The following is a 20,109-nucleotide window of genomic DNA, read 5'->3' as shown; positions in this document are numbered from 1 at the left end:
AGGTGACCGTAAATGAATGATTTGCAGCTCGACGACTTCAAGACCGACGAAAACGCCGCCATGGTGCTGCTCGTCGACGACCAGGCGATGATCGGCGAGGCCGTACGCCGGGGCCTGGCCCATGAAGACAATATCGACTTCCACTTTTGCGCCGACCCGCACCAGGCCATTGCCCAGGCGATCCGTATCAAGCCGACGGTGATCCTGCAGGACCTGGTGATGCCGGGTCTCGATGGCCTGACCCTGGTGCGCGAATACCGCAATCACCCGGCGACGCAGAACATCCCGATCATCGTGCTTTCCACCAAGGAAGACCCGCTGATCAAGAGCGCGGCGTTTGCTGCCGGGGCCAACGACTACCTGGTCAAGCTGCCGGATAACATCGAACTGGTGGCGCGCATCCGCTATCACTCGCGCTCCTACATGACCCTGTTGCAACGGGACGCGGCCTACCGGGCGCTGCGGGTCAGCCAACAGCAGTTGCTGGACACCAACCTGGTGCTGCAACGGCTGATGAACTCCGACGGCCTGACCGGGCTGTCCAATCGCCGGCATTTCGACGAATACCTGGAACTGGAATGGCGCCGCGCCATGCGTGACCAGACCCAACTGTCGCTGCTGATGATCGACGTGGACTTCTTCAAGACCTACAACGACAGTTTCGGCCACCTGGAAGGCGACGAGGCGTTACGCAAGGTGGCGGCGACCATTCGTGATGCCAGCAGCCGTCCTTCGGATTTGCCGGCGCGTTATGGCGGTGAAGAGTTTGCCCTGGTGCTGCCCAATACCTCGCCGGGTGGGGCACGGCTGGTGGCCGAGAAGCTGCGCCAGGCGGTGGCGAGCCTGAAAATCCCGCACATTGCCCCGGCAGAAGGGGCGAGCCTGACCATCAGTATTGGCTTGGCGACCATGACCCCGGTGCAGGGCACCGATTGCCGGCAATTGATCTCGGCGGCGGACAAGGGCCTGTACCTGGCCAAGCACAATGGGCGCAATCAGGTGGGGATCGAGTAGGGAATACGGTCTGCGGGATGTCGCAGACCTAATGTGGGAGCGGGCTTGCTCGCGAATGCGGTGTGTCAGTCAATGCATCTGGCGACTGAACCACCGCATTCGCGAGCAAGCCCGCTCCCACATTTGATCTTCATCGCTGTCTGGATGGTGCATATCCCCGCCTTTTCGGCCAAGCGGACTGCCGTTATCAGCCGTTTGTCGTTATACTCGTCGGCTTTCAAAAGTTCGCCAACGAGTGCTGCCCGCCATGGAAATCAACCCGATCCTTAACACCATCAAGGACCTGTCCGAGCGCTCCGAAACTATTCGGGGGTATCTTTGACTACGATCAAAAGCATGAGCGTCTGACCGAAGTCAATCGCGAGCTTGAAGATCCGGCTGTCTGGAACAAACCTGAATATGCCCAGGAACTGGGCCGCGAGCGCGCTGCGCTGGCGCAGATCGTCGACACCCTCGACGAATTGAACACCGGTCTGGGCGATTGCCGCGACCTGCTGGACATGGCCGTCGAAGAAAACGACGAAGGCGCAGTGGGCGATGTCGTCGCCGAGCTGGCCCGTCTCGAGGAAAACCTCGCCAAACTCGAATTCCGCCGCATGTTCAGCCATGAAATGGACCCGAACAACGCCTACCTGGACATCCAGGCCGGTTCCGGCGGCACCGAAGCACAGGACTGGGCCAACATCCTGTTGCGCATGTACCTGCGCTGGGCCGACAAACGCGGTTTCGACGCGACCATCATGGAACTGTCGGCCGGTGAAGTCGCCGGCATCAAGGGCGCGACCGTGCACATCAAGGGCGAATACGCCTTTGGCTGGCTGCGGACCGAGATCGGCGTACACCGCCTGGTGCGCAAGAGCCCGTTCGACTCCGGCAACCGTCGCCACACGTCGTTCTCCGCCGTTTTCGTCTCGCCAGAGATCGACGACAAGGTGGAAATCGAGATCAACCCGGCAGACCTGCGGATCGACACCTACCGTTCCTCCGGTGCCGGTGGCCAGCACGTAAACACCACCGACTCGGCCGTACGTATTACCCACGTACCGACCAATACCGTGGTGAGCTGCCAGAACGAACGTTCCCAGCACGCGAACAAGGACACCGCCATGAAAATGCTGCGGGCCAAGTTGTACGAGCAGGAAATGCAGAAACGCAACGCCGCGTCCCAGGCGCTGGAAGACACCAAGTCGGATATCGGCTGGGGTCACCAGATCCGCTCGTATGTGCTCGACGCGTCGCGGATCAAGGATCTGCGTACCAACATCGAACGCAGCGACTGCGACAAGGTGCTCGACGGTGATATCGACGAATACCTGGAAGCCAGCCTGAAATCTGGCCTGTAACTCCTTTGTAGGAGCCGGCTTGCCGGCGATCCCCGGCCGCAGGCCGGGGACAACGAACCTGATGGAAAATTTAAAGACATGAGCGACCAACAACTCGACCCGCAAGCCCTGCAACAGGAAGAAAACTCCCTGATCGCCCTGCGCAAGGAAAAGCTTGCTGCCGAGCGCGCCAAGGGCAATGCCTTCCCGAACGACTTCCGCCGCGAAAACTACTGCGATGCCTTGCAGAAACAGTACGCGGACAAGACCAAGGAAGAGCTGGCAGAGGCTGCAATTCCGGTCAAGGTTGCCGGTCGCATCATGCTCAACCGTGGCTCGTTCATGGTGATCCAGGACATGACCGGTCGCATCCAGGTCTACGTCAACCGCAAAACCCTGTCCGAAGAAACCCTGGCCTCGGTGAAAACCTGGGACATGGGCGACATCATTGCCGCCGAAGGCACCCTGGCGCGTTCCGGCAAGGGTGACCTGTACGTTGAAATGACCAGCGTGCGCCTGCTGACCAAATCCCTGCGCCCGCTGCCGGACAAGCACCACGGCCTGACCGACACCGAGCAGCGCTATCGCCAGCGCTACGTTGACCTGATCGTCAACGAAGAAGTGCGCCAGACCTTCCGCGTGCGTTCGCAGGTTATTGCGCACATCCGCAGCTTCCTGATGAAGCGCGACTTCCTCGAAGTTGAAACGCCGATGCTGCAAACCATCCCGGGTGGTGCCGCAGCCAAGCCATTCGAAACCCACCACAACGCGCTGGACATGGAAATGTTCCTGCGTATTGCGCCTGAGCTGTACCTCAAGCGGCTTGTTGTTGGCGGCTTCGAAAAAGTGTTCGAGATCAACCGCAACTTCCGTAACGAAGGCGTTTCGACCCGTCACAACCCTGAATTCACCATGTTGGAGTTCTACCAGGCCTACGCCGACTACGAAGACAACATGGACCTGACCGAGGAACTGTTCCGCGAACTGGCGCAACTGGTCCTGGGCACCACCGACGTGCCATACGGCGACAAGGTGTTCCACTTCGGCGAGCCGTTCGTGCGACTGTCGGTGTTCGACTCGATCCTCAAGTACAACCCTGAGCTGACCGCCGATGACCTGAACGACATCGACAAGGCCCGCGCCATCGCCAAGAAAGCCGGCGCCAAGGTGCTGGGCTTCGAAGGCCTGGGCAAATTGCAGGTGATGATTTTCGAAGAGCTGGTGGAGCACAAGCTGGAGCAGCCGCACTTCATTACCCAGTACCCGTTCGAAGTGTCGCCGCTGGCCCGTCGCAACGATGACAACCCGAACGTCACCGACCGTTTCGAGCTGTTCATCGGCGGCCGTGAAATCGCCAACGCCTACTCCGAGCTGAACGATGCCGAAGACCAGGCCGAGCGCTTCATGGCCCAGGTGGCCGACAAGGACGCTGGCGACGACGAGGCGATGCACTACGACGCCGACTTCGTACGCGCCCTGGAATACGGCATGCCGCCTACCGCCGGTGAAGGTATCGGCATCGACCGGTTGGTGATGTTGTTGACCAACTCGCCGTCGATCCGTGACGTGATCTTGTTCCCGCACATGCGGCCACAAGCGTAACCGTAGCGAAATCCGAAGCCGCCTTTTATAAGGCGGCTTTTTTATGTGGCGTTTATAAGCGTCAAGTAAACAGCGCCAGGTGATCGTTCCCACGCTCCGCGTGGGAACGCAGCCCGTGACGCTCCGCGTCACACTGTGGAGGAAGATCCGTCGTGAACCGCGTAATGGCTCAAAAGGGTGCCGCCGGCATTGCCGCTGCCGTGGCTGAAAGTGTTCAGTACCAGGGCCGCAAGGCCAGTCGCCGGGGCAGTGAGCAGCGCAGGCAGGACATTCTCGATGCAGCGATGCGCATCGTGGTACGCGAAGGCGTGCGTGCCGTGCGTCACCGTGCGGTGGCGGCGGAAGCCGGTGTGCCGTTGTCGGCCACCACCTATTACTTCAAGGACATCGACGACCTGCTCACCGACACCTTCGCCCAATATGTGGAGCGCAGCGCCGCGTTCATGGGCAAGTTGTGGGTGCGTAACGAAGGCCTGCTGCGCGAGATGGTGGCTTATGGCGACGGCAGCCCGCAGTCGCGCTCGCAACTGGCCGATGACATCGCGCGCCTGACCGCCGATTACGTGCAACGCCAATTGCTCAACCGCCGTGAGCACCTGATGGCCGAGCAGGCGTTTCGCCAGGAAGCGCTGCTGAACCCGCGCCTGGCCGAGCTGGTGCGCTCCCACCAGCAAATCCTGCTGCAGGGCACTTGCCAGTTTTTCCAGGTATTGGGTTCCCGCGAGCCGCAACAGGATGCCAAAGTGTTGACGGCGATTATCGGTCGGATGGAATATCAGGGCCTGCTGGACGGCGCAGAGCCTCTGACCAGCGAAGAAATGCTTGAGATCCTCAAGCGTTACATGCATTTGGTGTTGGCTTCGGTCTGACACAGGGGATTGTCCAATGAAAGCCTGGCGCGTCGTCGTGATCGCCTTGTCGTTCCTGTTGCTCAGCGGTTGCCTGGTGACCTTCAAGGACCCGTTGCCCGCCAGCGAGGCGGCGCCTGATGGTCTGCTTGGCAAATGGGCCAGCAAAAACGCCTGGGGTGAGCCGCTCAACCTGCAAATCAGCCGCGTCGGTGAGCACCGCTACAAAGCCGTGAGCTACCCTAAGGCCAAGCCGGGCCAGCGGGATGAATACCTGTTCACGGTTTCCCGGCATGGCAGCCGCTGGTATCTGTCGGCGCCATTGCCGGCCAGGTTCGGCGGGCATTACATCCTCGCCGGGTTCGAATTGAATGATGAGCACGAGCTGGTGGTCTACAACCTCGACCTGGATCAGGTCCACCAGGCGGTCGGCCAGAAGGTCCTGAGTGGCAGCACCGTCGAAACCGTCGAGGGTGCCGGTGTGTTGATCGACAGTTCCATGGCCCGGGTATTTGCGTACCTGGATGATCCGGCCAATGCCGATGTGTTCGTCGAAGCCGTGCGCTACCAGCGTGCAGGCAAATAACGTTTAAAGAGGAAGTACCGGGTGGACGATTACCAGCAGACGATACGCGCCTTGTCCGATCGCATTGTGCTGGCGCAAACACCGATTCGCGTCCTCGACGCCGTGAAGTGGGACGAGAATATTCGCCAGGGATTCCTCAAGGCCAAGGGCAAGGAAATGCCGGCGGTGGACCGCGACTACTACCTGACCCGGCCGCTGTCGTTCGATTCCAGCGCGGTGAAGCTGGAGTTCCAGAACATCGAGCGTGACATCACCCGCCAGCTTGGCCAGTTCAACCCGGTCGGGCAGATCATGCGGCGCATGTGCAAGGAATACCGCATGGTGGTGCGCATGCTCGAAGCGCGGGGCACCGAGGATTTCGGCCTGATCTCCCAGGAGCTGTACGGCGCCGCTTCCGATGCGTTCCATGCCGGTGACCCGACCCTGGCCGACCTCGGCCTGATGATGTCGGACTACCTGAACAATATCGATGGCCGTGGCGACCTCAAGGACGAAGCCAAGACCCTGACCGCCAAGGACGCCGTCAACCTGCTGCAGAGCCGCCTGAACAAGGTATTCGGCGAGGCCGAGGAAACCATCCGGGTGTTCGAGTCCGACGGTATCGTGGCGGATGCGGCGGCAGGTGCCGACTACATCAAGATCCGCGCCGACGCGATGTTCAACGACCGCGACGTGCGCGCCCTGGAGGTCCATGAAGGCCTGGTGCACGTGGGCACCACCCTCAATGGGCAAAACCAGCCGATCTGCACCTTCCTGTCCAAGGGCCCGCCCTCGTCGACCGTGACCCAGGAAGGCCTGGCGATCCTGATGGAAATCATCACCTTCGCCTCCTACCCCAGCCGCCTGCGCAAGCTGACCAACCGCACTCGCGCCATTCATATGGTGGAGCAGGGAGCCGACTTCCTGCAGGTGTTCGAGTTCTTCCGTGAGCAGGGCTTTGAGATGGCGGAAAGCTACGGCAACGCGAGCCGGGTTTTCCGTGGGTCGACGCCTACGGGTCTGCCGTTTACCAAGGATTTGTCCTACCTCAAGGGCTTTATCATGGTTTACAACTACATTCAGTTGGCCGTGCGCAAAGGCAAGCTGGAGCAAGTGCCGTTGTTGTTCTGCGGCAAGACCACCCTGGAAGACATGCGTACCCTGCGCCAACTGGTGGACGAAGGCCTGGTGGTGCCACCCAAATACCTGCCGGATCAGTTCCGCGACATGAATGCGTTGGCGGCGTGGATGTGTTTCTCCAACTTCCTCAACCATTTGAGCCTGGACCGGATCGAGGCGGATTACTCCAATATCCTTTAACGATATCTCTGAAGGAACTCAGTCAAAATGTGGGAGCGGGCTTGCTCGCGAATGCGCTGTATCAGCAACAGATGTGGTTACTGAATCACCGCATTCGCGAGCAAGCCCGCTCCCACCTTTGATCTCCATAGGTCTTCAGGATCGTTCCCAACCCATTCACGAGGCTTCAACGGATGAGAATCCTCGGCATTCTTTGCCTGCTACTGACCCTTAACGGCTGCAGCTCCTTATTGTTCTATCCGGAGCGCGGCATGCCGTTCACCCCGGAAAAGGCTCGCTTGCAATACCGTGACGTCACATTGACCACCGCCGATGGCCTGAAGCTCCACGCCTGGTGGCTGCCGGCCAAGGCCGGCGTGCCGCTCAAGGGCACGGTGCTGCACCTGCACGGCAATGGCGGCAATCTCGCCTGGCACCTCGGCGGCAGCTGGTGGCTGCCGGAGCAGGGCTATCAAGTGCTGTTGGTGGACTATCGCGGCTACGGGTTGTCCGAAGGCGAACCTTCGCTGCCGGCGGTTTACCAGGACATCGACGCCGCTTTCAAGTGGATCGACAACGCCCCCGAAACCCAGGGCCAGCCACTGATCGTGCTGGGCCAAAGCCTGGGCGGCGCGCTAGTGGTGCACTACCTGGCGGAACATCCCGAACGTCAGCCGCAGCTCAAGGCGCTGGTACTGGACGGTGTGCCGGCCAGTTATCGTGACGTAGGACAATTCGCCCTCAGCACCTCCTGGCTAACATGGCCGTTCCAGGTGCCGTTGTCGTGGCTGGTGCCGGACGGCGACAGTGCGATCAACGCCATGCCCCGGCTGACCGGCGTGCCGAAATTGTTATTCCATAGCCTGGACGACCCGATCGTGCCGCTCTCCAACGGCATTCGCCTGTATCAGGCTGCGCCGCCACCGCGGGTGCTGCAACTGACCCGGGGTGGCCACGTGCAAACCTTTGCCGACAAGACCTGGCAAACCGTGATGCTGCGCTACCTGGACGACCCCCAGCATTTCAACGGGCTGCGCCGCCTGGGGGAAATCCCCAATTACCCGGCGGCCCCGAACTCCAACGCAGAGAACCCGCAATGAGCGAAGAACGCAACATGATCCCCCTGATCCTCACCGGCATCGGCACCATCATCGGTACCGTTGGCTGCCTGTGGTACTACGGCTATTTGCACTTCGCCAAGCCCGAGGATGCGTTGCTGCTCAGCGACTTCACCATGCTCAAGACCGTGCCGGGCGAGGATTACAAAATCTCCCTGACCCCGGCCGCCCAGGTGGCGCAATGCGTTGATGGCGTACTGGTGCTGTTTGATACCGAACAGAAAGGGCTGACCGGCGTACTGGTCAACAGCAAGAAGCAGGCAGTGCGTTGCATGGGGCAGGAAACGCCGCAATTGGAGCAGTAGCGCGAGTCGAGTGGGAAAGGTCTGGAACCATTTTAAGTGGATTGCCACAGATTCCGTACTGGCCAGCAGCGCTGGATCGGTTATCTCGGATACTTAATTTGGAGTCACTTGAATGGACATTCCTCGCGTAAACAACTCGTCTTCCCCATTCACTGCCGTTGCGGGGGGAGGTGATTCGCGACTTCAGCAATTGGAACAAGATATTCAGAAGTTGAAGAACCAGATCGCCCAAGGAGGCGGTGGTGCACAGGGCGCGCAGGGCGAAGAAAGCCTTGAGGAAAGGCTCAAGAGGCTCGAGGCGGAGCTGGCCCAACTCAAAGGGCAGGAGCAGGATAACTCGGCGCAAGTAAGCTACTGACCCGATGCTCTTGAAGCGCACTGGGACCTCTTGATTCCTGGCCTGCAAATAAAAGAATCCCGCCATTTGGCGGGATTTTTCATGCGGCCTCAAACGATCATTCAGCGACGGAGCGGGCGGCGTGGTGTGCGGGCTGGGCCCTCCGGTGCAGTCGTAGTTGATGATGGAAATATCTGGAACCGTATTGCGTAACGCACCACAGAAGCGATGTGATTTACACGAGTCGGGGCGAGAAGGTGGCGATAGATATTGCTGCAATAAGCAACATGGTGAACATGCTCAGGGGGCACGAGAAGCTGGAAATGCTCGACGCCGAGGATCATAAGCTCAAGCACTTGCTCGACAAGCTGTCGGAACATGGCTACGGCGGGAAGATAGAGCTACCAGCCGAGGATCCCAATCGACCTGTCCGGTTCGACGACCCGAAAAAAAACCCACAGTAACGTGGGTTTTTTTTCCAGCATCAATCGATCAGTTGGCCATCGAAGAACGTGGCTTGACCGGCTGGTTGTCGTTGGAGATGGTCACTTCAACGCGGCGGTTCATGGCGCGGCCCGAAACGCTGCCGTTATCGGCAACCGGGTATTCCTTGCCATAGCCCTGGGTCACGATGCGCGAGATATCCACACCCTGGTTGGCCAGTGCGCGCTGTACGGAAGCGGCGCGGCGCTCGGACAGGCTCTGGTTGTACGAGTCGGAACCGGTGCTGTCGGTGTAGCCTTCGACGATCACTTTACGGTCCGGGTTATCGCGCAGGAACTGCGCCAGCTTGGTGATGTTCACCAGGCCGCTGGACTTGAGGTCCGACTTGTTGGTGGCGAACAGCACGTCACCAAAGGTCACCAGCGTGCCGCGATCAGTCTGCTTGGCGTTCAAGCTGTCTTGCAGTTGCTTGATCTGCGCGTCACGGGCCTGCAGCAGGGCGCGGGCACGTTCGTCACCGGCGTTTTTCAGCTTGGCTTCGGACTCACGCAGGACGATGGTGTCCTTGGCCACTTCAACGCGCTGGTTGGTCAGGTAGGCCAGTTGGTCGACCTTCTTCTGGTCTTCCTTGTCGCGGTAGGCCTTGTCAGCCTTGTCCAGCCAGTCGCTGGCGTCTTTGGTTTCCAGCGCCGCTACCTTGGTGGCTTGCGGGTTGGCTTGCAGGGCCGAGAAGTTGGTCCGAGCATTTTCCAGGTTCTGGTTCGGCGGGGTGGAGCAAGCCGCCAGAGCAACGCTCATCGCCAGCAGGGCAGGGATCATCAATTGTTTACGCATAGTCGTGTCGTCCTTTCAATTCGGTTTCGGGTGCAATGCAATCAGGGGCGGCGGCTTATTGTTGCGGCTGGATCACAGCCGGGCGCATGCCTTCCTGACGCAGCTCCTGAACAGCTTTCTGGGAATCCTTCACAGCCTGTTCGGCCTTGGCAGCCTGGGCTTTACGCTCTGCTACGCGAGCGTCCCACTCGGACTGTTCGGCCAGGCGACGGGCTTCGTCGTAGTTCTTGTCGTGCATGGCGATTTCAGCTTGCTTCAGTTTGTCCTGGGCAGACTTCATCTCCACGGCTGCGAACTCGGTACCGCCGGCGCTGACAGCGCTGTTCACCGCAGATTGGGTCACAGCGTATTGCTCGGTCGGCGGGTTGCCGGCGCAGCCAGCCAGTACGAAGCTGGTGCCGATTGCCAGCGCGGCCAATTTAAGCCCGCGCAGGTGGTTAAACGAGGTTTTGGCAGTGCTGGTCTTCATCGTCTTCAACTCCATTAGGTAACTCCTGAAAAACATCAAATCCATCTCCGGCTTGCAGTGTCTGCGGGGCCCGGCGGTTAGCTCAGGACGCCTATTCAAACGGCTGTTCCAAGTGATGGCTTACTGGCTGTGACCGGAGGCTTTTTTGAATAGTTCAGCGAAGATGGCGATTTGCCTAAAAAAATATTTGACTGAACGGTCAGCGTTTAAAAGTTGGAACTTTTGCATGGCGCAGCGGTATCCAGGGCCTGTGGGAGGCCCTGAATACGGGAGGTTAAGGGTTTTGAGGCGCAGGTTTACTAGTGTTTCTGCTTGTCGGACTGAGCTGACAAGTCGTGCAGGTAACGCCGTGACAGGCTGAGAAAACGTGGGGTTGGGCCGACATCCTCATACAGCGGATCGCCTTCCTCATCGGTGGCAATCACCTGCTTGCCCTTGATGTAGGGAAAGCTCGCTTCCAGCTCTTCGAGGGCTGCGCCAATCAACTCGCCGAGCAGTTCTTCGGTATGGCGTTTGGGGTACATCTCGGAGATCGCCGCCAGCCTGGCGGCGGCTTCCACGTCCAGATGGATGGCGTATTCGGTTTTGGTCAGGCGACCCTTGGCGTTTTCTTCCCAATGCTGGGCCAGTTCTCGGATTTTCATGGCAACCTCAATGGAGCCCACGGTACGCGGGCGATGATGAGTGACCAGCCGGCCAGCGCGGATAACGCTGCGGCTTACTGTTGAGACTAGCTGCAACTCACAAGGTTTAAAGTTCCTTGTAAGACGTCGCCGTGGGCGGCACTCTTGAAGATCAAAGCGTCCCGGATTTTCTGCTGGAGATTGGCTGATGAGCGATATCGATGCACGTTTGCGTGAGGATGTTCACCTGCTGGGTGAACTGTTGGGCAACACGATTCGAGAACAGTACGGCGATGAATTCCTCGACAAGATCGAGCAGATCCGTAAAGGCGCCAAGGCCGACCGCCGTGGCGCAGCCTCGGAGCAGGTGGCCGGCGAAGAGCTGAGTGCCAGCCTCAATCAACTCAAGGAAGACGAACTGCTGCCGGTGGCGCGGGCCTTCAACCAGTTTCTCAACCTGGCCAATATCGCCGAACAGTATCAGTTGATCCACCGCCGTGATGAATCAACCCCGGCGCCGTTCGAGTCGCGGGTGCTGCCGGAACTGCTGGCGCGCCTGCAGAGTGAAGGCCACAGCAGCGAATCCCTGGCGCGCCAGTTGGGCCGGCTGGAAATCGAACTGGTGCTCACCGCCCACCCCACCGAAGTTGCCCGCCGCACCCTGATCCAGAAATACGACGCCATCGCCGCACAACTGGCCCTGCAGGATCACCGCGACCTCACCACCGCCGAGCGCGAGCAGATCCGCAATCGCCTGCAACGCCTGATCGCCGAAGCCTGGCACACCGAAGAAATCCGCCGCACCCGGCCCACGCCGGTAGACGAAGCCAAATGGGGCTTTGCGGTGATCGAGCATTCGTTGTGGCACGCCATCCCGAATTATTTGCGCAAGGCCGATCACGCCTTGCACGCGGCTACCGGCCTGCGCCTGCCTCTGGAGGCCGCGCCGATTCGCTTCGCTTCCTGGATGGGCGGCGACCGCGACGGTAACCCCAACGTCACCGCCCCGGTCACCCGCGAAGTGCTGTTGCTGGCGCGCTGGATGGCGGCTGACCTGTACTTGCGCGACATCGACCACCTCGCCTCCGAACTGTCGATGCAACAGGCCAGCCCGGCATTGCAGGCCAAGGTGGGTGACAGCGTCGAACCTTACCGGGCGTTGCTCAAGCAATTGCGTGAGCGGCTGCGCGCCACACGCCAATGGGCCCACACCTCGTTGACCAGCACCACGCCGGCGCCCGCCGATGTGCTGCAAAACAACCGCGAGCTGCTCGAGCCGCTGGAGCTGTGCTACGAGTCGCTGCACACCTGCGGCATGGGTGTGATTGCCGACGGCCCGCTGCTGGACTGCCTGCGTCGGGCTGTGACGTTTGGCTTGTTCCTGGTGCGCCTCGACGTACGTCAGGATTCCACCCGCCACTGCGCGGCCATGACCGAAATCACGGATTACTTGGGCCTCGGCCGTTACGAGGATTGGGACGAAGAGGCGCGCATCAGCTTCCTGATGAAGGAACTGGCCAACCGTCGACCCTTGTTGCCGGGCTACTTCAAGCCTTCGGCAGACACCGCCGAAGTGCTGAACACCTGTAAGGAAATCGCTGCCGCACCGGCTGCGTCCCTGGGTTCCTACGTCATCTCCATGGCCGGCGCCGCGTCGGACGTGTTGGCCGTGCAACTGCTGCTCAAGGAGTCCGGCGTACAACGGCCGATGCGTGTGGTGCCGTTGTTCGAGACCCTGGCTGACCTGGACAACGCAGGCCCGGTGATCGAGAAACTGCTGCTGTTGCCGGGTTATCGCGCCCGCCTGCAGGGCCCGCAGGAAGTGATGATCGGCTACTCGGATTCGGCCAAGGACGCGGGCACTACCGCCGCCGCCTGGGCGCAATACCGGGCCCAGGAACGGCTGGTGGAAATCTGCCGCGAACAACAAGTCGAACTGCTGCTGTTCCACGGTCGTGGCGGCACTGTAGGCCGCGGCGGCGGCCCGGCTCACGCGGCGATTCTGTCGCAGCCTCCTGGGTCGGTGGCGGGGCGTTTCCGCACCACTGAGCAGGGCGAGATGATCCGCTTCAAGTTCGGCCTGCCGGACATCGCCGAGCAGAATCTCAACCTGTACCTGGCGGCGGTGCTGGAGGCAACCTTGCTGCCACCGCCACCACCGGAGCCGGCCTGGCGCCACTTGATGGACGAATTGGCCGCCGACGGTGTCAGCGCTTACCGCGCCGTGGTGCGGGAAAATCCGCAGTTCGTCGAGTATTTCCGCCAGTCCACGCCGGAGCAGGAACTGGGTCGCTTGCCCCTGGGCAGTCGTCCGGCCAAGCGCCGGGCTGGTGGCATTGAAAGCCTGCGGGCGATCCCGTGGATCTTCGGCTGGACCCAGACCCGCCTGATGCTGCCCGCCTGGCTCGGCTGGGAAGCGGCGTTGAACAATGCCCTGGAGCGTGGCGAAGGCGAGTTGCTGGGGCAGATGCGCGAGCAGTGGCCGTTCTTTCGTACCCGCATCGATATGCTGGAAATGGTGCTGGCCAAGGCCGACGCCGACATCGCCCGGCTGTATGACGAGCGATTGGTGCAGCCCGATCTGCTGCCATTGGGCGCGCACTTACGCGACCTATTGTCGCAGGCGTGCAGTGTGGTGCTTGGCCTGACTGGCCAGTCTCAGCTGCTGGCCCACAGCCCCGATACGCTGGAGTTCATCCGCCTGCGCAACACCTACCTGGACCCGTTGCACCTGCTGCAGGCCGAATTGCTGGCCCGATCGCGGCAACAGGAAGCGGCACAAGACAGCCCTCTGGAACAGGCGCTGCTGGTGTCTGTGGCCGGTATTGCCGCTGGTTTGCGCAACACCGGCTGACATTTATGGCGTGTTCTCAATAGCTTGCAGATACCCCGCGCCGGTCGCCGTAAAATTGGCGACCGGCGTTTTGCTGTCAGGGTTGTACCTGCCTATAAAGCCAGCGCGGCGCGGGTTTCTCCTACTTTCGGCGGCTTGTGTGGTTTGGGCCTGCTGTGTATCTTGATCAGCCTTTGGCCGTTTGTGCGGCCTGGACCCAAAATTTCCGAGATTGGCCCCACGCGGCGAATCCGAGCGTCATCTCTATAAAAAATTGAGGAGCACATCGATGCGCGTCATTCTGCTGGGAGCTCCCGGGGCCGGTAAAGGTACTCAGGCAAAGTTCATCACTGAAAAATTCGGCATTCCACAAATCTCCACCGGCGACATGCTGCGTGCGGCCGTCAAGGCCGGCACCGAGCTGGGCCTGATCGCCAAGAGCGTGATGGACAGCGGCGGCCTGGTCTCCGATGACCTGATCATCAACCTGGTCAAGGAACGCATCAGCCAGGACGACTGCAAGAACGGTTTCCTGTTCGATGGCTTCCCGCGCACCATTCCCCAGGCTGAAGCCCTGGTGAAGGCCGGCGTCGAGCTGGACAACGTGGTGGAAATCGCCGTTGAAGACGAAGAGATCGTGCAGCGTATTGCCGGTCGTCGTGTTCACGAGGCCTCGGGCCGCGTCTACCATATCGTCTACAACCCGCCGAAAGTCGCGGGCAAGGACGATGTTACCGGCGAAGACCTGGTACAGCGTAAGGACGACACCGAAGAGACCGTGCGTCATCGCCTGTCGGTCTACCATTCCCAGACCAAGCCGCTGGTGGACTTCTACCAGAAACTCTCGGCCGCCCAGGGCAAGCCGAAGTACAGCCACATCGAAGGTGTGGGTTCGGTTGAAGCCATCACTGGCAAAGTACTGGAAGCGCTGATCTGATCGTTCATCCGCTTGATTGACAACGGCCCGCTTGCGGGCCGTTGTTGTTTATACTGACGCACTTTTTTTCAACGTGGATGCATACACCGATGAGCACCTTGCTGGCCCTGGACACCGCGACTGAAGCTTGCTCCGTTGCCCTGCTGCACGATGGCAAGGTTACGAGCCACTACGAGGTGATCCCGCGCCTGCACGCGCAGAAGCTGTTGCCGATGATCAAGCAATTGCTGCTGGACGCGGACACCACCTTGTCGGCAGTGGACGCCATCGCATTCGGGCGCGGCCCGGGCGCGTTCACCGGCGTGCGCATCGCTATCGGTGTGGTCCAGGGGTTGGCGTTTGCGCTGGAGCGTCCGGTGTTGCCGGTGTCCAACCTGGCGGTGCTGGCGCAGCGGGCATTTCGCGAACACGGCGCCAACCAGGTCGCGGCGGCCATCGATGCGCGCATGGATGAAGTGTATTGGGGCTGCTACCGCGAAACCGCTGGCGAGATGCGCCTGATCGGCGCTGAAGCCGTGCTGCCACCTGAAGCGGCGGCGTTGCCGGGCGATGCCAGCGGCGACTGGTTCGGTGCCGGCACCGGCTGGGGCTACGGCGAGCGCATTGGCGTGACGCTTGCCGGCCAGGATGCGGGGATGCTGCCCCATGCCGAAGACCTGCTGGCCCTGGCACGCTTTGCCTGGGAGCGGGGCGAGGCGATTCCGGCCGACCAGGCAGCCCCTGTGTACCTGCGGGATAAAGTGGCGCAGACCAAGGCTGAACGCGGGATTATTTGACGTCAAAAGTGCGGGCAATTTCAGACAAAAATAGCCAATCGTCAGAATTTGCCCGCGCTTTTAAACCTTTTACCAATTATGTGTTCTAGTTATCACCAGAGCATTTGCGCGCCATGGAAAGCGCCACTAAAATGCCATCACCGATACCGAGTTCGCATGTATGCGCATAGACGGCTTTTCATCACAGTCCTACCCCCTCAAGCGTAAGCCTCGCAAGGCGAACGTGACGGTAGACGACTCCGTCGAAGACTCGCCCGATTTTGTTGAAATCCAGTCTGACAACACTGCTGTTTCAACCCGTTCCCAGGGTTCCGGCGGTGCACGCACCAGCGGCGTTCCTGCCCGCCAGCAAGACATGATCTTCCCGCGCTCCATGAGCAAAAACGTCGCCAATGCCCTGGCCAGCTACCTGACCACTGCCGGCTTTGTCGAATGGGATATGGAAGTGCTGGGCCTCGATATCCATATCTGATGCTGTTGCCTTACTACCTCGGTTGTCCGTCCTGGAGTGAAAACGCCTGGCGCGAATACCTGTATCCCGCCGACGCCCGCTCCAGCGATTACCTTGCCCTGTATTCCCAGGTCTTCAACGCCGTCGAGGGCAACACCACCTTCTACGCCCGTCCTTCCGTCGCTACCGTGCAGCGCTGGGCTGAAATCATGCCCGAGCATTTTCGCTTCACGGCCAAGTTTCCGGGGGATATCAGCCACAGCGGCAACCTGATCGAGCAGTTGCCGGCGGCGGAAAGTTTCCTGGGGTTGATGAGCCCGTTGGGCGAGCGTATTTCGCCGTTGTGGCTGCAGCTGCCGGCCAGTTTTACCCCGCAGCGCCTGGGTGAGTTGGCCGGGTTTATCGACGGGCTGGAGCGACCGTTGGCGGTGGAGGTGCGTCACTCGGAATTTTTCGCCAAGGGCGACGCCGAGCGCAGTCTCAACCGCTTGCTGCGCGACCGCGGTGTCGAGCGCATCTGCCTGGACCCGCGTGCGTTGTTCAGTTGCACCTCCACCTCGGCAGCCGTGCTGCACGCCCAATCGAAAAAGCCCAAGGTGCCGCCTCGCCCGGCGGCGCTGACGCAGTTTCCGCAAGTGCGCTTTATTGGCCATCCGGAGTTGGAAGCCAATGACCCGTTCCTGGTGCCCTGGATTGAAAAGGTTGCCGGCTGGATCGAAGAGAGGCGTACGCCCTACGTGTTTCTTCACACTTCCGACAACCGCCTGGCCGCCCAACTGGCCTTGCGCTTTCATGAGAAATTGATGCTGCGCTTGCCCGGCTTGCCGGCATTGCCCACCCTGCATCGAGAACCCGCAGCGGAGCAACTGGGGTTACTCTAAGGCTCCTTTTCCCGACAGGAGTCAGTCATGGATGCCCAAACCCTTCGCGCCGAAACCTTCAAGGCCCTGCATGAGCGTGACCGCGCGTTCGTGATGCCCAATCCATGGGATGCGGGCTCTGCAAAAATGCTCGCCAGCCTGGGGTTTGAAGCCCTGGCCACCACCAGCGCCGGCTTTGCCTTCAGCCTCGGCCGCCCGGATGCCGAAGGTGCGTTGTCCCTGGAAGACACCTTGGGCAATGCCGGGGCGATCGTCCAGGCGACCTCGCTGCCCGTCGCCGCCGACCTGGAAAACTGCTTCAGTGACACCCCTGAAGGCTGCGCCAAGACTATCCTGCGGGCGGCAGCGACTGGGATTGTCGGTGGCTCCATCGAAGACGCCACCGGAATTGCCGTCGACCCGATCTATCCCTTTGACCTTTCCGTGGAGCGCGTCGAAGCCGCAGTCGCCGCTGCCCGCAGTTTGCCATTCCCCTTCACCCTGACCGCCCGCGCGGAAAACCTCCTGCATGGCCGGCTGGATTTGCCCGACACCATTCGCCGCCTGCAGGCCTACGCCGAAGCTGGCGCCGACGTGCTCTATGCACCGGCCCTGCGCAGTGCCGAGGAAGTATTGGCGGTGGTGAAGGCGGTTGCACCCAAGCCCGTGAATATCTTGATGTCAGGCGCCCTGAAACTCAGCGTGGCGCAGTTGAGCGAGATGGGCGTCAAGCGCATCAGCGTCGGCTCGGCCATGGCCCTGGCGGCTTATGGCGAGTTCTTCAGGGCGGCCCAGGAGGTTCATGAGTTGGGCACGTTTACCTTCGCTGAGCGCTCGATGCCGTTCAACCAGGCCAATCAACTGTTCAAGGGCTGAGGCGTGCGTTTCTTCAAGGTGCTGGGCGTGCTGCTGGTGTTGGCAGGTGGTGTGTTGGTTGGCGTGTGGCGGGGTTGGGTGCCGCTGCCCGATGAGTGGAACCCGTGGGCTCCGCTGGACGTGCGGGCAAGCCCGAACCTGCTGACCCGATTCAAGCTTGGGCGTTTGCAGGATGATCCTGCCCTATGTGACCAAGTGCTGAAGACCTCCGGGCTGCGGGTCGCCCATCAGGCGGACAGCCCTGCCGACGCGGCTTGCCCGCTGCGCAATACATTGCGGGTCCAAGGCGCTGATGTCGGCTTGAGCAGCAGCTTTCTCGCCAGTTGCCCGCTGGCCGTGGCGTTCGCCCTGTTCGAGCGCCATAGCCTGCAACCAGCGGCCCAGGCGGTGTTTGGCCAGGCAGTGACGCGGGTCGATCACCTGGGCAGCTTTGCCTGTCGCAATATCTACAACCGCGCCAACGGGCGACTCAGCCAGCATGCGTCGGCCAATGCGTTGGATATCGCCGGGTTTCGCCTGGCGGACGGGCGCACCATCAGTGTGCTCAAGGATTGGCCGGGTGACGGCGAGCGTGCGCGCTTCCTGCGGCAAGTGCGCGACGGCGCCTGCAAGGATTTCAATGTGGTGTTGAGCCCGGATTACAACGCCGCCCACCGTAATCACTTTCATCTGGACATGGGTCGGTGGTGGGTGTGTCGCTGAGGGTCAGGCGGCCAGGCGCAGGTTGTGCAGGATCAGCGGACGCGCCCAGCGGCTGTCGAAATCCAGGGCTTTCTGTTGCTCAACCAGCTCTTCTGCCGGGAACGGTGGCGGTGGTGGTGGCAGCAGGTCCAGTTCGAATTCGGCGATCGGCAAATGCAGCGGGCGTGGTTGCGGCGCCGGACCCGGTTCGGGCAGCGATTGGCCGGCGGCCAGGACGATCGGGCGCACCCAGGCGCTTTCGAAGTTTTGCTGCTTTTGCTGGGCGACCACTTCTTCCGCCGGGTACGGTGGCGGGGCCGGTGGCAGCAGTTCCAGTTCGAATTCGGCGATAGGCAGGAACAGCGGCTCGGGCGGGGCGATCTCGGTGTCTGTCACATCACAGGCGCGCTGGGTGACGATCTGCGACAGCAGGTCACTGCCTTCGCTGGGTTCTACCGCCGGGTCCACAGGTTTCGCCACCGACTTGGCGAGCGCGCCCGGCGTGTCGCCGAGCTGTTCGGCCAACGCCTGGGCGAAGAAGTCCTGCCACACATGACTGACGCCGGCCAGCGCTTGGGTATTGCGCAGGCCGAAGTGGTTGTGGGTCGGCAGTACACCGGTGAATAGCGAAGGAATGTCTGACATTTCTCTCGATCGTCGCTCAGCTCTGGCAAAATGCCGGATCCTTTTTTTTATCGGCCGCTTTTTGCCGATCCTTAATATTTTTGAGCGTAGTCACCGATGAGCGAACAACCAGCGGCCAGCCGCATTCGGGTCGAGGCCTTGGCCGAAGGTTTTCAGGCACGTGCGCAGCACTGGGCCGAGCAGCTGGGGTTGCCTTTGCAACTGGATGAGGCGGACTTTGCCTTGCAGGTGGGGGAGCAGGGGCTGCAGTTGCAACAGCTGGGGCCTGAGGCGCCGGGGCCGGTGCGGGTGGATTTTGTGGAGGGTGGGGCGGCGCACAGGCGTCTGTATGGCGGCGGCAGCGGGCAAATGATTGCCAAGGCGGTGGGTGTGGCGCAGGGCGTGCGGCCCAGGGTGCTGGATGCTACCGCGGGGTTGGGAAAGGATGCATTTGTGTTGGCCAGCCTGGGTTGCGAGATGAGCCTGATTGAACGCCAGCCGTTGATTGGGGCGTTGCTGGAAGATGGATTGGCGCGAGGTGCAGAGGATTTTGAGGTGGCGCCGATTGTGGCGCGGATGAGGTTGCTCAAGGGCAACTCCATTGAGGTGATGCGCGATTGGGAGGGGGAGCCGCCTCAGGTGATTTATCTGGATCCGATGTTTCCGCATCGGGAGAAGACGGCGTTGGTGAAGAAGGAGATGAGGTTGTTTCGGCCGCTGGTGGGGGATGATCCGGATGCGCCGGCGTTGTTGGCGGCGGCGTTGGCTTTGGCCAGTCATCGGGTGGTGGTCAAGCGGCCGCGTAAGGCGCCTTGTATTGAGGGGGTGAAGCCGAGTCATGCGTTGGATGGGAAATCCAGTCGGTATGACATTTATCCTAAGAAGGCGCTGAAGTCCTGAGGGTTGGGTACATATCCGTTATTTAGGTAACGGCCGCTTATGGTTCCGCTCTTACAGCGGGTCACTTTTGGCAAACGCCCCAAAAGTAACCAAAAGGTCTTTGCCCCACCACTCGGTGCCTCGCTTAGGCTCGGCATGCCCGCACTCCGGCCCGGTTCCGCGGGCCGCCGCGACGGGCCATCCATGGCCCGGCGCGGCTAAATCGGCATCCTTGCCGATTTACCCGCTCCACCGTGCCTACTTGCGGCCATCGTGGTTGACGGGGCCCGCAGATCAAAAGCAAGAGCACAGCGGCCTCCCGGCCGGCTTGAGTGTTAAAAGCAAAGGCAAGATCCAGAGCGAAAGCCAAATCTGAAGCTGATGCAGCTCTGCTTTTCTGTGGGGGGGGTGG

General features: G+C 61.0%; 22 protein-coding genes. 18 read left to right on the top strand and 4 right to left on the bottom strand.

From position 1 onward, the window contains the following. Nucleotides 1–12: 12 nt before the first annotated feature. The 10 genes from HX824_RS30370 (at nucleotide 13) to HX824_RS30325 (ending at nucleotide 8,874) form a co-directional block, all read left to right on the top strand. Nucleotides 13–1,014 (top strand): diguanylate cyclase, encoded by a 1,002-nt coding sequence (locus HX824_RS30370; protein ID WP_003219248.1) that lies wholly within the window; start codon nucleotides 13–15, stop codon nucleotides 1,012–1,014. Between the two features lie 247 nt (nucleotides 1,015–1,261). Next, a protein-coding gene (prfB, locus tag HX824_RS30365) for a peptide chain release factor 2 (protein ID WP_096236834.1) occupies nucleotides 1,262–2,357 on the top strand; the annotation gives its coding sequence in 2 pieces (ribosomal slippage) (nucleotides 1,262–1,333 and nucleotides 1,335–2,357; 1,095 coding nt in all). A 78-nt stretch (nucleotides 2,358–2,435) separates the two neighbouring features. Beyond that, entirely contained in the window at nucleotides 2,436–3,938 is a 1,503-nt protein-coding gene (gene lysS, locus HX824_RS30360; protein ID WP_003219243.1) for a lysine--tRNA ligase, read from the top strand. Between the two features lie 152 nt (nucleotides 3,939–4,090). After that, the gene (locus HX824_RS30355) at nucleotides 4,091–4,807 is read left to right on the top strand and encodes a TetR family transcriptional regulator (protein ID WP_177055896.1); all 717 of its coding nucleotides are present in this window, start codon (nucleotides 4,091–4,093) and stop codon (nucleotides 4,805–4,807) included. Between the two features lie 16 nt (nucleotides 4,808–4,823). Continuing rightward, nucleotides 4,824–5,372 (top strand): hypothetical protein, encoded by a 549-nt coding sequence (locus HX824_RS30350; RefSeq protein WP_008431109.1) that lies wholly within the window; start codon nucleotides 4,824–4,826, stop codon nucleotides 5,370–5,372. 21 nt (nucleotides 5,373–5,393) lie between these two features. Continuing rightward, on the top strand, nucleotides 5,394–6,671 hold the full coding sequence (locus tag HX824_RS30345; RefSeq protein WP_003219237.1) for a flavohemoglobin expression-modulating QEGLA motif protein: 1,278 nt from the start codon (nucleotides 5,394–5,396) through the stop codon (nucleotides 6,669–6,671). A gap of 173 nt (nucleotides 6,672–6,844) precedes the next feature. Beyond that, nucleotides 6,845–7,750, top strand: a complete 906-nt coding sequence (locus HX824_RS30340; RefSeq protein ID WP_032898691.1) for an alpha/beta hydrolase — start codon at nucleotides 6,845–6,847, stop codon at nucleotides 7,748–7,750. Next, on the top strand, nucleotides 7,747–8,073 hold the full coding sequence (locus tag HX824_RS30335) for a hypothetical protein (RefSeq protein ID WP_003219233.1): 327 nt from the start codon (nucleotides 7,747–7,749) through the stop codon (nucleotides 8,071–8,073). Before HX824_RS30340 ends, HX824_RS30335 begins: the two co-directional genes overlap by 4 nt. 112 nt (nucleotides 8,074–8,185) lie before the next feature. Then, nucleotides 8,186–8,431, top strand: coding sequence for a hypothetical protein (locus HX824_RS30330; RefSeq protein ID WP_177055894.1), 246 nt, complete (start codon nucleotides 8,186–8,188; stop codon nucleotides 8,429–8,431). A gap of 209 nt (nucleotides 8,432–8,640) precedes the next feature. Beyond that, a complete protein-coding gene (locus HX824_RS30325; protein WP_008431103.1) occupies nucleotides 8,641–8,874 on the top strand; it encodes a hypothetical protein in 234 nt (77 codons plus the stop codon). Nucleotides 8,875–8,902: 28 nt separating this feature from the next. Here HX824_RS30325 and HX824_RS30320 read toward each other — a convergent pair whose 3' ends face one another. The 3 genes from HX824_RS30320 to HX824_RS30310 all read right to left on the bottom strand — a co-directional run bounded on the left by HX824_RS30320 (nucleotide 8,903) and on the right by HX824_RS30310 (nucleotide 10,801). Beyond that, nucleotides 8,903–9,688, bottom strand: a complete 786-nt coding sequence (locus HX824_RS30320) for an OmpA family protein (protein WP_003219227.1) — start codon at nucleotides 9,686–9,688, stop codon at nucleotides 8,903–8,905. Between the two features lie 55 nt (nucleotides 9,689–9,743). Next, nucleotides 9,744–10,172: a DUF4398 domain-containing protein gene (locus HX824_RS30315; protein ID WP_003219226.1), complete on the bottom strand. Its 429-nt coding sequence runs from the start codon at nucleotides 10,170–10,172 to the stop codon at nucleotides 9,744–9,746. Nucleotides 10,173–10,456: 284 nt separating this feature from the next. Next, nucleotides 10,457–10,801 carry a hypothetical protein gene (locus HX824_RS30310; protein ID WP_003219222.1) on the bottom strand — a complete coding sequence of 115 codons (345 nt, stop codon included), beginning with the start codon at nucleotides 10,799–10,801 and terminating at the stop codon, nucleotides 10,457–10,459. A gap of 187 nt (nucleotides 10,802–10,988) precedes the next feature. Between HX824_RS30310 and ppc the strand changes: the two genes are divergently transcribed. From ppc to HX824_RS30275, 7 genes are all read left to right on the top strand, one after another. After that, nucleotides 10,989–13,634 carry a phosphoenolpyruvate carboxylase gene (gene ppc / locus HX824_RS30305; protein WP_177055892.1) on the top strand — a complete coding sequence of 882 codons (2,646 nt, stop codon included), beginning with the start codon at nucleotides 10,989–10,991 and terminating at the stop codon, nucleotides 13,632–13,634. Nucleotides 13,635–13,902: 268 nt separating this feature from the next. Then, on the top strand, nucleotides 13,903–14,550 hold the full coding sequence (gene adk / locus HX824_RS30300) for an adenylate kinase (protein WP_008431098.1): 648 nt from the start codon (nucleotides 13,903–13,905) through the stop codon (nucleotides 14,548–14,550). 89 nt (nucleotides 14,551–14,639) lie between these two features. Next, nucleotides 14,640–15,326 (top strand): tRNA (adenosine(37)-N6)-threonylcarbamoyltransferase complex dimerization subunit type 1 TsaB, encoded by a 687-nt coding sequence (gene tsaB / locus HX824_RS30295; RefSeq protein ID WP_102606063.1) that lies wholly within the window; start codon nucleotides 14,640–14,642, stop codon nucleotides 15,324–15,326. 160 nt (nucleotides 15,327–15,486) lie between these two features. After that, nucleotides 15,487–15,798 (top strand): hypothetical protein, encoded by a 312-nt coding sequence (locus HX824_RS30290; RefSeq protein ID WP_003219213.1) that lies wholly within the window; start codon nucleotides 15,487–15,489, stop codon nucleotides 15,796–15,798. Further along, nucleotides 15,798–16,658, top strand: a complete 861-nt coding sequence (locus HX824_RS30285) for a DUF72 domain-containing protein (RefSeq protein ID WP_177055890.1) — start codon at nucleotides 15,798–15,800, stop codon at nucleotides 16,656–16,658. The genes HX824_RS30290 and HX824_RS30285 overlap by 1 nt, the downstream gene beginning before the upstream one ends. 27 nt (nucleotides 16,659–16,685) lie before the next feature. Beyond that, on the top strand, nucleotides 16,686–17,513 hold the full coding sequence (locus HX824_RS30280) for an oxaloacetate decarboxylase (protein WP_177055888.1): 828 nt from the start codon (nucleotides 16,686–16,688) through the stop codon (nucleotides 17,511–17,513). 3 nt (nucleotides 17,514–17,516) lie between these two features. Continuing rightward, on the top strand, nucleotides 17,517–18,215 hold the full coding sequence (locus HX824_RS30275; RefSeq protein WP_087695213.1) for an extensin family protein: 699 nt from the start codon (nucleotides 17,517–17,519) through the stop codon (nucleotides 18,213–18,215). A gap of 3 nt (nucleotides 18,216–18,218) precedes the next feature. Here the strand turns inward: HX824_RS30275 and HX824_RS30270 are convergent, their stop codons facing one another. Next, nucleotides 18,219–18,839 (bottom strand): energy transducer TonB, encoded by a 621-nt coding sequence (locus tag HX824_RS30270; RefSeq protein ID WP_177055886.1) that lies wholly within the window; start codon nucleotides 18,837–18,839, stop codon nucleotides 18,219–18,221. 96 nt (nucleotides 18,840–18,935) lie between these two features. On the opposite strand from HX824_RS30270, the gene HX824_RS30265 reads away from it, so the two are divergent. Further along, complete coding sequence (locus tag HX824_RS30265) at nucleotides 18,936–19,718, top strand: class I SAM-dependent methyltransferase (RefSeq protein ID WP_003219204.1); 783 nt, start codon at nucleotides 18,936–18,938, stop codon at nucleotides 19,716–19,718. Nucleotides 19,719–20,109 lie beyond the last annotated feature (391 nt).

Source organism: Pseudomonas sp. D4002, assembly GCF_013385665.1.
Lineage (GTDB): Bacteria > Pseudomonadota > Gammaproteobacteria > Pseudomonadales > Pseudomonadaceae > Aquipseudomonas.
This window is presented reverse-complemented; position numbering and strand designations above follow the sequence as displayed.